Source organism: Psychrobacter submarinus (genome assembly GCF_904846685.1).
Taxonomy (GTDB): Bacteria; Pseudomonadota; Gammaproteobacteria; order Pseudomonadales; family Moraxellaceae; genus Psychrobacter; species Psychrobacter submarinus.
In genome coordinates this window covers 442,964-456,778 of the sequence record NZ_CAJHBQ010000001.1, presented here as the reverse complement: position 1 = coordinate 456,778, position 13,815 = coordinate 442,964, and the positions used below count along the sequence as shown (strand labels likewise).

General features: G+C 46.6%; 10 protein-coding genes. 5 read left to right on the top strand and 5 right to left on the bottom strand.

What is annotated here, in order from left to right:
* Positions 1–59: 59 nt before the first annotated feature.
* The gene (gene ribA / locus JMY03_RS02040) at positions 60–707 is read right to left on the bottom strand and encodes a GTP cyclohydrolase II (RefSeq protein WP_201557547.1); all 648 of its coding nucleotides are present in this window, start codon (positions 705–707) and stop codon (positions 60–62) included.
* 705 nt (positions 708–1,412) lie between these two features.
* On the opposite strand from ribA, the gene JMY03_RS02035 reads away from it, so the two are divergent.
* Together JMY03_RS02035 and JMY03_RS02030 are read left to right on the top strand one after the other, a co-directional pair.
* Positions 1,413–3,542, top strand: coding sequence for a 1-deoxy-D-xylulose-5-phosphate synthase (locus JMY03_RS02035; RefSeq protein ID WP_201600611.1), 2,130 nt, complete (start codon positions 1,413–1,415; stop codon positions 3,540–3,542).
* Between the two features lie 83 nt (positions 3,543–3,625).
* Complete coding sequence (locus JMY03_RS02030; RefSeq protein WP_025645079.1) at positions 3,626–4,456, top strand: inositol monophosphatase family protein; 831 nt, start codon at positions 3,626–3,628, stop codon at positions 4,454–4,456.
* A 164-nt stretch (positions 4,457–4,620) separates the two neighbouring features.
* Here the strand turns inward: JMY03_RS02030 and JMY03_RS02025 are convergent, their stop codons facing one another.
* Together JMY03_RS02025 and JMY03_RS02020 are read right to left on the bottom strand one after the other, a co-directional pair.
* Complete coding sequence (locus tag JMY03_RS02025; RefSeq protein ID WP_201600608.1) at positions 4,621–6,015, bottom strand: WS/DGAT/MGAT family O-acyltransferase; 1,395 nt, start codon at positions 6,013–6,015, stop codon at positions 4,621–4,623.
* 408 nt (positions 6,016–6,423) lie between these two features.
* A complete protein-coding gene (locus JMY03_RS02020) occupies positions 6,424–7,257 on the bottom strand; it encodes a thiazole synthase (protein WP_227675455.1) in 834 nt (277 codons plus the stop codon).
* Between the two features lie 350 nt (positions 7,258–7,607).
* Here JMY03_RS02020 and gspE point away from each other — a divergent pair, with 350 nt between their 5' ends.
* Positions 7,608–9,122, top strand: coding sequence for a type II secretion system ATPase GspE (gene gspE / locus JMY03_RS02015; protein ID WP_201600606.1), 1,515 nt, complete (start codon positions 7,608–7,610; stop codon positions 9,120–9,122).
* Positions 9,123–9,151: 29 nt separating this feature from the next.
* Here gspE and JMY03_RS02010 read toward each other — a convergent pair whose 3' ends face one another.
* Both JMY03_RS02010 and JMY03_RS02005 read right to left on the bottom strand, forming a co-directional pair.
* A complete protein-coding gene (locus JMY03_RS02010) occupies positions 9,152–9,637 on the bottom strand; it encodes a RidA family protein (RefSeq protein ID WP_201600603.1) in 486 nt (161 codons plus the stop codon).
* A 131-nt stretch (positions 9,638–9,768) separates the two neighbouring features.
* Positions 9,769–10,548 carry a DUF4442 domain-containing protein gene (locus tag JMY03_RS02005; RefSeq protein WP_201600600.1) on the bottom strand — a complete coding sequence of 260 codons (780 nt, stop codon included), beginning with the start codon at positions 10,546–10,548 and terminating at the stop codon, positions 9,769–9,771.
* 150 nt (positions 10,549–10,698) lie between these two features.
* Between JMY03_RS02005 and JMY03_RS02000 the strand changes: the two genes are divergently transcribed.
* Together JMY03_RS02000 and JMY03_RS01995 are read left to right on the top strand one after the other, a co-directional pair.
* The gene (locus tag JMY03_RS02000; protein WP_227675454.1) at positions 10,699–12,117 is read left to right on the top strand and encodes an McrB family protein; all 1,419 of its coding nucleotides are present in this window, start codon (positions 10,699–10,701) and stop codon (positions 12,115–12,117) included.
* Positions 12,118–12,150: 33 nt separating this feature from the next.
* Positions 12,151–13,728, top strand: a complete 1,578-nt coding sequence (locus JMY03_RS01995) for an McrC family protein (RefSeq protein ID WP_201600594.1) — start codon at positions 12,151–12,153, stop codon at positions 13,726–13,728.
* The last annotated feature ends 87 nt before the right edge of the window (positions 13,729–13,815 follow it).

The following is a 13,815-nucleotide window of genomic DNA, read 5'->3' as shown; positions in this document are numbered from 1 at the left end:
AATATCTATAGTATCTAGTGTGTTTAGACGCTCAAGGTCTGTGTGTGCCAACTCAGCGCTTATTTATTAAGATGAATGGCAGTATTGAACTCTTTATCGAATAGATGCCCCATGCGATCGCGTTTGGTTGCCAAATAGTCAGCGTTAGCGTCATTGATACCGACGACTAGCGGAATGCGCTTAGCGACTTTGACACCGTTTTCGCTTAGATAAGCAACTTTATCGGGGTTGTTAGTAATGAGATGAACCTCATCCACACCGACGTGCGCAAGCATCGGCTGACACATATCATAAATGCGCGCATCTGCGGGCAAGCCTAACATTAAATTGGCATCTAAAGTATCATGGCCCTGATCTTGTAGCGCGTAAGCACGTATCTTATTGGTCAAACCGATACCGCGGCCTTCTTGACGTAGATATAAGATAGCGCCGCAGCCATTGTCTTGAATGGCCTGCATTGCGGTATTAAGCTGCGGACCACAATCACATTTCAAAGAGCCAAAAGCATCGCCGGTTAAGCACTCAGAATGAATACGAACCAAAGGTATCGGCTGATCGTCTGCATTATCTTGCTTATTCTTCTTATCTATGGGCAAGCCTATGGTCAGCATTACATGCTCTTGACCATCTTCATTCTCAAAGACATGAATATCAAAATCGCCATGATGAGTAGGTAGGGCTGCGCTAGTAATAAATTGGTATGACATTTAAGTCCTGCAAAGGCCGATCATCGGATAATCAAATTCGTCACATTCAAGAACGGCTTTATTATCAATGAGGGTTTATAATTAAGGTTCGTTTATCTGTTTATGATGCTGTACACAAATGATAAGTAGAGATATGTCAGCACCCATAACTATTTGCTATAAGATAAACACCGACTATAAAAATACATAGGGTCTAATATTATAGAGTCTAATATTATAGAGTCTAATATTATAGAGTCTAATATTTTAATATATAGAGTCCAAAAGTGGTTGCGTCTATAGGACTATATTGTTGCTTTTATCTAAAATACTAGGGTCTGTTTAATATTTGCAAATGAGTATAGGGTAGATGCCGATTGAGCAGAAAAACACACAAAGTTCACAGACGATGCACGATGATTGAAGCGACAGATTAAAAAAAATGCTATTATGCCATACTATTTTAACAGATACAGTGACAAGTCTTTGTACTCAGGCTACTGCATCGTCAACATTGCTTGCGATAAATGCAAAGTAATGGGGTATGCTATCAGCGCGTGGCGAGACGGTAATGAGTGTATTAGGTCGATGTCGATAGCCACTGAGATAGCGCCTTCATCGCTTAATTGTGTTTTATACCGCTCGTAGAGTCACTTGTAACATATATAATATAACAGTATGGTAAGGCGATGCCTTGTCAGCAGATTGGTAGGTATAGTACGGTTTATGCAGCAATCCCCTCATTCCTCACAGTCTTATTTATCAGCTGATTCGTCTACGTTACCAGCTTCTCATTCGACTACGCCCGTATCTGCATTGCAGCAAACTTATGTGCAGATTCCGCGTGTGCGTCCAAGCACGCCACTGCTCGATGCTATTGACTTGCCCAAAGACATTAAATCATTAAACACAGCAGAGCTGATAACCTTAGCCGATGAGCTACGGCTGTTTTTGTTGTATTCAGCTGGACAAAGCGGCGGTCATTTCGGTGCCAATCTAGGCGTCATTGAGCTGACTATCGTGCTGCACTATTTATTAGACACGCCAAGCGACCAGATCGTGTGGGATGTGGGGCATCAAGCTTATGCTCATAAAGTCCTGACTGGCCGCCGTGAGCAGCTACATAGTATTCGGTCAAAAGATGGGCTAACTGCATTTCCTGAGCGCGTAGAGTCCGTATATGACACCTTTGGCGTTGGACATTCCTCTACATCGATTTCAGCCGGTTTAGGTATGAGCTTGGCGCTGCGCTATCAAGGCCTCGCGCAAACGGTTGCTTGTATCATTGGTGATGGGGCGATGACGGGCGGTATGGCTTTTGAGGCCATGAACGATGCAGTCCAACAAGATGCCGATCTACTAGTCATTTTGAACGACAACGATATGTCCATTTCTTGTTCTATTGGCGGATTTTCGCGTCATTTAGCAATGCTCTGGGAGTCGGGCTATCAAGTCGATATCTCAGATGCTGGCGAGCCTATTTTATGCCACCGCCCTTATATGCAAGGCTTTGATCGCCGTAAACGCCACAAAGAGATGCGTGACGTGCCGGTGATAGAAGACAATTTATTTAAAGCGATAGGCTTTACTTATTTTGGCCCTTTTGATGGTCATAATATCCCTGAACTGGTGCGTGTGTTATCACTGGCTAAGCAAGTGTCAGGTCCAGTACTGGTGCATATCTATACCACTAAAGGCAAAGGCTTTGCGCCAGCGGAAGCGGATCCTGTGGGTTATCACGCTATTAGCAAACTGCCTGTTGAAACCAGTGCTAAGACCGATGCTACGCAAAATAATAGCACCAATAGCCAACAAACTCATAACGAAGAAAAAAGTGCTGAACAAGCGCCTATTGTTAATTGTGCCGCTACTTCTGCCTTAAAGTATTCGCAAGTTTTTGGGCGGTTTTTGTGCGATAAAGCCGCTACCGATGAGCGTCTGCTGGCTATCACGCCGGCGATGGAGGAAGGTTCAGGCATGACTGACTTTGCGCGTCAGTTCCCAGAGCGCTTTTTTGATGTGGCTATTGCCGAGCAGCATGCCGTCACTTTGGCTGCAGGTATGGCAACGCAAGACGTCAAACCGATCGTCGCTATCTATTCAACTTTTTTGCAGCGCGGCTATGATCAACTGATACACGACGTGGCACTACAAGATCTTGATGTTACCTTTGCTATCGATAGAGCTGGACTTGTCGGTGAAGATGGCGCGACTCATGCTGGAGTCTTTGATTTTGCGTTTTTACGCTGCGTACCCAACATAATAATCGCCGCGCCAAAAGACGAAAACGAGTGTTATCAGTTATTGAACACTTGTTATGAGTATAAAGGTGCCGCTGCAGTCCGTTATCCACGAGGAAATGGCATTGGTGCGGTCATCGAGCGCCCGCTGCAGCAATATAAAGTCGGGCAGGCGGTGGTAGAGTCTGTACTCGGAGATGATAATGCGCCCACTAAGCTTACGATTTTGGCTTTTGGTACTATGGTCGCGACAGCGCAAGAGGCCGCAACTCGTATCATTGATCAAAGCCATAGCAGCGAAGATACGCTACAAGTACAAGTGGTCAATATGCGCTGGGTCAAACCTTTAGATAGCGAGCTGATTGAGTCAATACTTGCGCAAGGAGTGACTCATATCGCAACTTTAGAGGAGCATATGCTTATGGGCGGCGCCGGCAGTGCGGTTAATGAGTATCTCTTTAACGACTCTGCCGCTTTTAGACAGCAGCGGCCTTTACTGCGCAACATTGGGATTACCGATCGGTTTATCGCTCATGGCTCGCAAGCTGAGCAGTGGGCTGATAGTGGTCTAGATGTCATGGGAGTCGTCAAGCAGCTCCAGCAGCTTTTATCATAGAGTTTTTATCTCTAAGTTTTTTTCAGTATTTTTTTTCTTCAATTTTTACATATTATTTTATCACTCAAGTAAATAGGTTATTTATGGAACCCATGGTCGTTATCGCAGCGCGTGCTGCCGAAAAAGTCGGTAAAGAGATACTATACGCGCATCAAAATCGTCACAAAGTCGAGCTAGATACTGAGTCAAAAGGGCTCGATGGTTTAGTGACTCGTATCGACCGCTATAGCGAAGAGTTAACGATTGCCACGCTCAAAGCCAGCTATCCTGACCACTCCTTTTTAGGAGAAGAGTTTGGTAGACAAGACGGCCGCGGCGAAGATGCGGACTGGTGCTGGATTATCGATCCGTTAGATGGCACTAAGAACTTTGTCCACGGTGTACCGCAGTTTTGCGTGTCTATCGCTGTGCAGTACAAAGGCGTCACTGAGCATGGCGTCGTTTACGACCCAGTACGTGATGAGATGTTTTCAGCCAGCCGCGGCAAAGGCGCGCGTTTGAACAACCGCCGTATGCAAGTCACCGATCGCAAAACCTTAGAGGGCGGTCTATTCACTACCGGTCATCCTTTAGAGCGTCATCGTAACGGCGAAGTCGTCTCTTATGCCAAACAGCACTTTGAGAGCTTACAAAAAATCTCTGAGGCGGGCGGGCAAGTACGCCGTCTAGGCTCAGCGGCGCTAGATTTGTGCTACGTAGCTGCCGGTCGTTTTGATGGCTACTTTGAGATGTCTATCAAGCCTTGGGATATCGCTGCAGGCGAGCTGATTGTCACTGAAGCTCGCGGCACAGTCGTCGATCACACCGGCGCTCATAACTCTATGACTTCAGGCTCCATTTTTGCCTGTAATGTCAAACTGTTAAAACCACTTATGCAAACGGTCGTCCCTTGCTGGGGTGACGCGCTACAGTAGTTAACTAACATCAGTTAAACAGCGCTAGGTTTAAATAACTGATGCAAAGCGGTAAAACCAATAGTAAAAACTATTAGCAAAAAGCTGACCTCATAGAGGTCAGCTTTTTTATTGATTCAAGATAAAGCATTAGCCTCGATGACTAACGAATTGATGGCGTCAAATTAGTAGCGAACGCCTAAGCGCTTCTCTGCGCAGATATTCTCAAGCAGGCTCAGCTCCTCTTCCATAAGCAGTAAAATATCCTGTACGCGGGGTAGCAGCTTACTACACGCGGTGATACAAAACTCAATCTTATCTAAGTAAGTCGCCAAAGTAATATTCATCGCCTGCCCATCGACCAAAATGGAGGCTGGATATAGTGCTTTTAGCGGCGCGCCATTCCAGTATAGCGGCTCTTTTGAGCCGGGTACGTTAGAGATAATCAGGTTAAACGCTTGTTTTTTGGGGAATATTCCCGTTAGAACGTTGAGACCCTCCCAAGCGTAAGCGATGGCGCTATAGTTGATAACTTGCGCCTTATTCATGCGGCGAAAGCGGCGCTTACCACTATTCATACTGTCATGAATCAATTGCATCCGCTTAATAGGGTCTTCAAGATGCGTCCCCAAATTAGCCATCAAAAAGGAGATTTGATTACCAGAGGCGCTCTCATCATTACGTAGAGACATAGGAACAAACGCAATCAAAGGCTTGCTCGGTAGCGCCTCCATAGTGAGTAGATAGCGACGGATAGCACCGGCACAAACCGCGAGTACCACATCGTTTTGATTGACACCAAAGGCATCGGCAATAGTATAAAAACGCTGTAAATCATAGGACTGCGCAGCGATACGACGTGAGGCTGAAATACGCTGATTGAGCACACTCATCGGCGCATCAAAGGTACCGACATAATCGGGCTTACCGCTGTGTTTAAAGTTATCGATAAGTTCTGTAAATACCGGCTTGATAGTCGATAGCTGCTCTTTAATGATACGCGAAGTGGAGCGGGCAGTGGGAAGTAGGTTTTCAGCTTTTTTGCCATGACGGGTGATGAGTGACCAGATAGGTAGCGTCACCGGCTCATTGGGTGATTGTGACAACGCTTTTTGTACCAAGCGCATCGCGGCAATGCCATCGACTAATGAGTGGTGAATTTTGAAGTATAAAGCGAAACGCTCAGGCATCCCTTCAGCTTCTGGCAAAATACCTTCGATAACGTGACACTCCCATAGCGGCATCGCTCGATCTAATAGGCGGCTATGCTCTTTGGAGATGTACATGAGCAGCTCACGTACGCGGCCAGGATTAGGCAGCGCTACGTGGCGAAAATGATGCTCAACATCGAACTGATCATCTGTCTTCCAAAATAGCAAGTTTTCTAATACTTGATTAAATGGAAAGCTTGGCGGCACTTCAGAGTTTTGCAGTTGTTGGACGAGCTGATAAACAAATTCGCTATCTTTTCCTTGTTCTTCTTCTGGCAATTCAAATAAAAATAAGCCGCCCACATGCATGGGCTGCTTACGAGACTCAAGGAGTAAAAAAAGCTGATCAACGGCTGTCATTAGTCGCATGCTAAATCCTTTTATGGCAGTAGGGCAATAGAGAGAGAATATAACTAATTCAATTAGGGCGTGTTGAACATTCACAAATGCGCACTGCTGATCGCTACTAGTTTATCAAAGCTGTGTTCTAGTCGTCGTTAAAATTGCAGGTAATGCTTATTGCATTGGCTAGCTGATTTTATTTAAACAGTCGCAACGACTAGGGTGATTTTAGCATCAGCCCTCACGACAGCAACAGGGACAGGACTATTTTTTGCCGCTTTATTGATAAAAATAGACGCTTAGAACGACTAAACTTACCATTTTTATCTGCAAATCGCCTAAAAAATAGTCTCTGTCAGTGCCATGTTCGAATGTTCAACACGCCCTAATATTCACTAAAAATAATATAAAGCAAAGCTCAGCTGATTCTAATGACTACTGAAAGAAATAACCAGTTTGTGGCGAGCTGGCAGTCGCCACTTTGCGCATTGGCATACGCCCTGCTAAGAAGGCGGCGCGGCCAGCACGAACCGCTTGCTTCATAGCCTCAGCCATCAAGACTGGGTTTTGTGCATGAGCAATCGCTGAGTTCATCAGCACCCCATCACAGCCAAGCTCCATCGCTATAGCGGCATCGGAGGCAGTACCTACGCCTGCATCAACTAAGACTGGCACGTTGGCATTTTCAATAATTAAGCTCAGAGTGTGGCGGTTTAGCAGGCCAAGACCTGAGCCGATAAGGCTTCCTAAAGGCATAATAGCAACGCAGCCCATACTCTCTAATTCCTGAGCGACGATAGGATCATCTGAGGTGTAGACCATGACCTCAAACCCATCATCGATGAGCACTTTAGCCGCCTTTAGAGTCTCAGTGACATTAGGGTAGAGGCTTTTTTCATCACCGAGTACTTCAAGCTTGACAAGGTTGTGACCGCCTAATAGCTCACGGGCCAATTTACAAGTGCGTACCGCGCTATCGGCATCGAAACAACCAGCAGTATTGGGTAGTATGGTATATTTATCTGGCGAGATGACTTCTAGTAGATTAGGCTCATCGCTATTTTGGCCGATATTGGTGCGGCGAATAGCGACAGTGACAATCTCAGCCTCAGAGGCAGTAATTGCTTCACCTGTTTGGGTTAGATCTTTATATTTGCCCGTACCGACCAGCAGCCTCGATGAAAATGTCCGGCTACCTACGGTGAAAGTATCTAGCTGGTCTACAGTTGCAGCGCTGTGGTCGTTAGCTGTCGTTATCGCTTGTGACATATCATAAGTCCTGATAGCTTATTCATGAGGATGGTGTGAAGGATACAGATGCTGAAACAACGATCAAAAAAGAGCTATTTCAGTATTGTATTGAGCCAAATAAGCTAAACATTATCAACATAACATAGTGAATCAGTAGTACAGTCTAGCTATTATCTAAGCGCTCAAAAGTAGCAAAAGTGTTATTATAACAAAATCATAGAAGCTTACTAAAAAACTTTCGACGCTATCTTTAGCGCTATAAAATAACGGTTGACATGCATGACGCGTAAGCTTTTTTTGATGTATCAGCTATGCTTAAGCTAATTTATTATCCCGTTTTTAGACTCTCTCGTTATTAGGTCAACATTATGATGCCACTGCCGTACAGCTTTGCTAAGCGCCATCAGTTATTGGCGATACCTGCCATCGATTCTGATATGCCGCCGACGCTGTTGCTGACTAAAGCGACGCCGTTATCGGCTATCAATGAAGCAGTGCGGTTTTTGCAGCAGCAAGGGCTACGCGCGGCGCCTGAGTATAGCAGCGTTAGTGCTGATGAGTTCGAAAAACGCATGAACGCCGCTTATGCAGGCAATACTGGTGAGTCGCAGCACATTGCCGCCGGCCTTGAGGATCACCCCGATCTCGATAGTTTGGCGGATAGTGTGCCTGAGACTGAAGACTTGATGGACAGCCAAGATGATGCGCCTATTATTCGGCTCATCAATGCGCTGTTATCTGAAGCAATCCGCTTGAATGCTTCAGATATCCATATCGAGACTTTTGAGAAGCGCTTAGTGGTGCGTTTTCGCGTTGATGGTGAGCTCAAGGAGATTATCACCCCCAAGCGGCAACTGGCGCCCTTATTAGTCTCGCGTATTAAAGTCATGGCCAAGCTTGATATCGCTGAAAAGCGCGTACCGCAGGATGGGCGTATTAGTTTGAGACTGGCAGGGCGCGAGGTGGATGTCAGGGTATCGACGCTGCCCTCAAGCTTTGGCGAGCGGGTGGTGATGCGTCTGCTCGATAAGCAAGCGGGGCGTCTTAACATGACTTACTTAGGGCTCGCTGATAACGACTACCATCAGCTTAAGCATTTAATTCATCGGCCGCACGGTATTATCTTAGTGACTGGCCCGACAGGCTCAGGTAAAACCACCACCCTTTATGCCGCGTTGACTGATCTTAACGATCAGACGCGCAATATCTTGACCGCTGAGGATCCGATTGAGTTTCAGCTCGATGGTATCGGGCAGACGCAGGTCAATAATAAGGTCGATATGACCTTTGCCAAAAGCCTGCGCGCGATGCTGCGTCAAGATCCAGATGTGGTAATGGTAGGGGAGATTCGAGATCTTGAGACTGCTGAGATTGCGGTGCAAGCTTCTTTGACGGGTCACTTAGTGCTATCGACTTTGCATACTAATACGGCCATTGGCGCAGTGACACGTCTGCAAGATATGGGCGTGGAGCCGTTTTTATTATCATCCTCACTGATCGGCGTGGTGGCGCAGCGCTTGGTGCGTACGCTATGTAGTCACTGTCATCGTTGGCAAGTTGCTGATACCGAGGAGGCTAGGCTGTTTAGCGAGATCGCTATCGACAATCAAAGCCAGATTAAGCTGCCAAAACCTGTCGGCTGTGATAAGTGCAATCAATCCGGCTTTAAAGGGCGTACCGCTATTTATGAGGTTGTGCCTATCGACGAGACCTTGCGGCGGATGATTCATAGTAATAGCGCCGAGTTTGAGCTTGAAAGCTACGCGCGCGCGCAGACGCCATCGATTCGCGCTGATGGCTTGCATAAAGTCATCGCGGGACGCACCACTTTGGAGGAGGTACTGCGGGTGACCAAAGAAAGCGCCCTGCTAGAGGACGCTTAAACTTAAATCAAGCATGAAACTGCGTTATATTATTTAGCAGCCATACATTCGATCTCAACACTTGCTCCAGCCGCTAAGTCTGCTACGCCAAAAGCAGAGCGTACTGGATAAGGCTTAGCCAGCTCGGTTTTGTAAACGTCATTAAAGTCATTAAAGTCGCCCATGTCCGTGAGCATGACCATACATTTGATCAAATCCGACTTTTGATAGCCGTACTGCAGTAGCGTGCCATTGATATTATCTAGCGCTTGTTTAGCTTCTGCTTTGACGCCGCCTTCGACCAACTTACCGTCTTTAAAACCGATTTGTCCTGACATATACAACGTGTTACCGACGCGAACAGCACTTGAGAACGGATACTCACCGCCGCCGCCCAAAAATATCGGTTTGGATTGGGTTAAGGTCGGGTTAGTTGTAGTAGCCGCCTGCGCACTAAAAGCTAAGCCTAGAGCTAGTGCTGCGGTAGGTAAGGTTTTGCCAAGTTTTGCGGCAAGTGATTTATGATAAGTCATCATTATTTTATCCTTATTATTGCAGGTTTAGTTTTAGATATTCTTAGTTTTAGGCATTGCTAGCTAACGTTATCAATGATTATTGTGATTGCTCATCAATGTATTGACCAACAACTCTAATGCTAGCTTTTGAGCTAAGTATCCGTCTGTTCTTTATCTATAGAGTTTTGCTCAGCGTTATCAGTATTGTCGGAGTTATTAGTGTTATCAGTGTTATTGGTTTCTGACTCTTGCGCGGATGATTCGCGGCCTTGACGACGCGCTTCTAGCTCAGATTTGGGTATCCAAGCCCAAGTCATCTCAACGGTGATAGGGTCGCGGGTGCTTTCAGATTCTCGATCATTGATGACGCAAGGGATGACCATCTCACCTTTTGGCGTATTTAGAATCTCTAAGCGCTGCTCGTCAGATAAAGTCGCGACTGCCGCGACTTGGCCTTTTTTGAGCGGGCGATAAAAATTGACCGAGTAGGATTTTATCAGTAGCATCCGATCTGTTGGCAAGTTAAGACCCAAAATAAATCCTGTGGCCGTTTCAGCCAGTAACGTCACGGCGACCGCATGGATAGAGCCGATATGGTTCTGCACGCCTTTGTCGTTTTTTAAGCTGACGATGACTTGGTTGGGCTCAACAGTTTCGTAATAAACGCCAGTCGTTCCAACATAAGGCACCACTTTACCAAAGGCTTTGGATAAAATCGTAGAGCGCGCGCCACTAGGCAGATATTTAGTGACTGATAATAGCTTGGAGAATTGATTATTCACAGGCTTTAAGGTACTGGCTGCGTTGGTTTGCTCTTCTTTGTCCGTGACCGTATTGATAGCTTCGGCGACCTTTTCAGGCAACTGACTGGGAACCTTTTCGGTGACTTTTTTGGTTAATTTACGGGGTAAGTTATTGAATAATCCTGACATATAATATTCCTAGGGTGACACCATTTAAAAGTCATATTGCAATGAGAGATAAGCGGCATATGATAGCATTGAGCGACTTATCGTTTTGTTTATTAGCATAAACTAACACGCCCTCAAAATACAGTAATATACAGTGACGTTATGAGATCTATGAGCCCCACCGAAACTTTATCTGCTAACCAAAACCCCGTCAACGTCATCTATAGCGGCGTTGCTGGTACGGGCAAAACGTATCGACTGCTACAAATCGCCAAGCAGTACAGCGACTGTTTGCCTACCATTGACCACCAGATGTGGCTAACGCAGCTGGTCAGTGAATTGAGCTGGCGCGAAGTGGTCTGCCTAATTTTATTAGACAAAAAAACGCAGCAAAAAGACTTAGTGAAAGTACCAGAAATCGTGGCGCATGAGTTTTTTGTTACCAAAGCGGCGCAAAATGAGCGCCTCAAAAACCTTAATAATACGGTTTGGTCGGTACTGCAGACGCATAGTCCAATCGGTTCACAAACGGTCAGCTGTGATAAGCGCGCCAGCCAAGCTTATTTTGATAAAGATAAGAGCGGCGCTTGGTATTTGTTGGCCGATAGTGTGACATTACTTGAGGGCTTACAGCAGCAGCTAACGGAGTATCGTCAAGCTAAGCAAACTAGCAGCGCTCAACCCATACGTAACGAGCGTTTTAGTATGGTGAGCTTTCATCAGGCTTATGGTTATGAGGAGTTTGTTGAAGGCATTCGTCCGGTGCTCGGTGCTCACCGCTCAGGACAAGTCAGCTACGAGGTACAAGACGGCGCGTTCTTACAGCTGTGTCAGCGCGCAGCTCATGATCCTGAGCAGCGTTACGCTATGCTGATTGATGAAATCAATCGCGCCAATGTTGCTCGCGTGTTCGGCGAGCTGTTAAGTTTGATTGAGCCGGACAAACGTGTGGGCACGCCTAATGCCATGTCTGTGACGCTTGCGTATTCTGGGCGCTCCTTTAGCGTTCCGGCCAATGTCGATATCTATGCCACAATGAATACCCAAGACCATTCGTTAGCTCCGCTCGATATGGCACTACGCCGACGTTTTCGCTTTATTGATTGTCCGCCGCAGCCTGAACTGCTCGCGACGATTTGCGTCGATAGGGAGGCGGTTGATTTAGGGCGGTTATTGGCTGGAATCAACAGCCGAATCACGCAGACGCTTGGGCAAGAAGCGCAGTTAGGTCATGCGTTTTTATTCACCGTTAATACGCTAGCGCAGCTGCAAGCGGCGCTAGTAGAGCAGATCATTCCGCAATTAGCCCAAGCTACTGGCGGACAGCTAAAGATGCTACAGTTTTTATTTTGTGATGAGGGGCAGCCTTTGGCCGCGCAGTTTATTCAAGATGCGCAGATGAGTACTCAGCACGCAGTGGCTCAGGATGCAAAGGCTTATAATGATAGAGCTGCTCATTCACATGTTTTGGCGTCTAACGGTATTTTTGCCTCATCCAATATGGGCCATAGCGGTTATGTTATCAATGCTGACTTGCTAGCTGGTAAGGGTAAGTTTGTTCAAGCGGCAGCGTATCAACGCTTATATTGAAGCTACATGGCAATCCTATTTAAAGAATAAACGATGGTATTTAAAACAAACACAGATGGCGCCGCTCTAGTCGTGATGAGCGTGCACGAGCATCAACGCTTAACTGTGCATGATTTTACTCATGCTAGCGACTTTAACTGGCTGATGGCGCAAGAGCTGCCAGTATTTAGTATTAAGCGTCAGCGTGGTCAATGGCAGCTCAGAGTCGGTCATTATATAGGCGTTATCCTGCTGCCCAGTCATATTACTTTGGAGATACTACCAAAAACGCTTGCTCATACCGTTAGCGAGAAGTCCAAAACTTCGCCCTTAGAGAGTGATTCGCATTTTGAGCACGCAAATTTTGAGCACGCGCATCTTGATAGCATAGTACAAACTCGCCAGTGGGTTGAGCAGATGCTAAGTACTTTAATTAATGCCAACGATGATCAGCTACCAGCGCTCAAAAACTTCGGTCAAGCTAGCGCCAATTTGACGCCGCTACCGGTAGCAGGTGTTCCTATATCGCAGTGGCTACTAGAGCAGTTTTTGCAGCTACTCAGCCGTCATCAGCCAAGTCAGCACTATCAAACGACGGTTGAGAACCAAGCGTCTTTGCAAGGCAAACTGCGTATCAAAGAGCAGCTACGAGACAATAGCCATCAGCCGCATAAGTTTGTCAGCGAAGTCAGTACGCTCAGCACGCAAATGCTCAGTAATCGGCTGATCAAAAGCGCCTTGCAGCTTGTTGAGCCCCTCTTGACAGCTCCGCTACTGCCCAAATACTGGCTAGCGTGGCGCAGTATCATGGCTCTTAGACCGCACGAGTATCAGCAGCTCGACTCACTATATATCAGTGCCAAGCAGCAGCTTAGCCAGCAACCCGTTGGTAGGCAGCAACGTCAAGCATCTCAGCAGCTGCTAGCTTTTGCTTATTGGCTACTTAAGACTCAAGCGGCAACGATGCCTACGGGTAATATTATCAGCAGTCATCAAAGGGGTGATCAACAGTCAGACCTTGGTCATTCAGCACCAATACGCCTGTGTCTATTACTCAACATGAACCTAGCCTTCGAGCAGTGGGCGAGCCTAAGGATCGCTAACTATTTCGCTCAAAGCCAAGATCATTATCTGCCTCTTTATCAAGCTCAGCACGTCTGGCTCAAAGATCATTTAGGACAAGCGCAGCTGTCTATGCGTCCTGATTTATTGATTTATCGGCAGGCATCAGAGCAGGGCGGCGCTAGCCGTAGTAATGAAAGGGGCGCTACTCGTTATTGTAGTCATGTTATAGATATCAAATGGAAGCTGTTAGCTAAAGCGGGTGACATCAGCGCAAGTGATGCTTATCAGCTCAGTAGTTACGCGCAGGCCTATCAAGCCGAGCAAGTCTGGCTGGTCTATCCTGTAACTGATGGCCGCTCGCGGCCGATCGCGCTCCATCGTCAGCGGGACGCACGTTTTGGCCCTACTACTAACGCAGATAACAGTACGGCAAATCGCGCTCAAAACAGCACTTGTAGTACTAAGCCTACAGAGGGAGCGCTTTGGCTCATGCCATTTAATGTCTTGACGGGTCAGATACTAGAGCCTGTATCGAGCGGTGAAGATAGTAATGAGCGGTTTGGATAAAACGCTTAAGAGATCCTGATTTTGTCTCTAAAGTGGTGCCAAATAAAATTATTTAAAAATAGGTGTTGACAGTATCGTGTTTACCCC

Excerpts from the sequence above, each read along its gene's own strand:
- JMY03_RS01995 (WP_201600594.1), top strand. The coding sequence starts at position 12,151 with ATGGTATTTAAAACAAACACAGATGGCGCCGCTCTAGTCGTGATGAGC.
- ribA (WP_201557547.1), bottom strand. The coding sequence starts at position 707 with ATGTCATACCAATTTATTACTAGCGCAGCCCTACCTACTCATCATGGC.
- JMY03_RS02010 (WP_201600603.1), bottom strand. The coding sequence starts at position 9,637 with ATGATGACTTATCATAAATCACTTGCCGCAAAACTTGGCAAAACCTTA.
- gspE (WP_201600606.1), top strand. The coding sequence starts at position 7,608 with ATGATGCCACTGCCGTACAGCTTTGCTAAGCGCCATCAGTTATTGGCG.
- JMY03_RS02020 (WP_227675455.1), bottom strand. The coding sequence starts at position 7,257 with ATGTCACAAGCGATAACGACAGCTAACGACCACAGCGCTGCAACTGTA.
- JMY03_RS02035 (WP_201600611.1), top strand. The coding sequence starts at position 1,413 with ATGCAGCAATCCCCTCATTCCTCACAGTCTTATTTATCAGCTGATTCG.
- JMY03_RS02005 (WP_201600600.1), bottom strand. The coding sequence starts at position 10,548 with ATGTCAGGATTATTCAATAACTTACCCCGTAAATTAACCAAAAAAGTC.
- JMY03_RS02025 (WP_201600608.1), bottom strand. The coding sequence starts at position 6,015 with ATGCGACTAATGACAGCCGTTGATCAGCTTTTTTTACTCCTTGAGTCT.
- JMY03_RS02000 (WP_227675454.1), top strand. The coding sequence starts at position 10,699 with ATGAGCCCCACCGAAACTTTATCTGCTAACCAAAACCCCGTCAACGTC.
- JMY03_RS02030 (WP_025645079.1), top strand. The coding sequence starts at position 3,626 with ATGGAACCCATGGTCGTTATCGCAGCGCGTGCTGCCGAAAAAGTCGGT.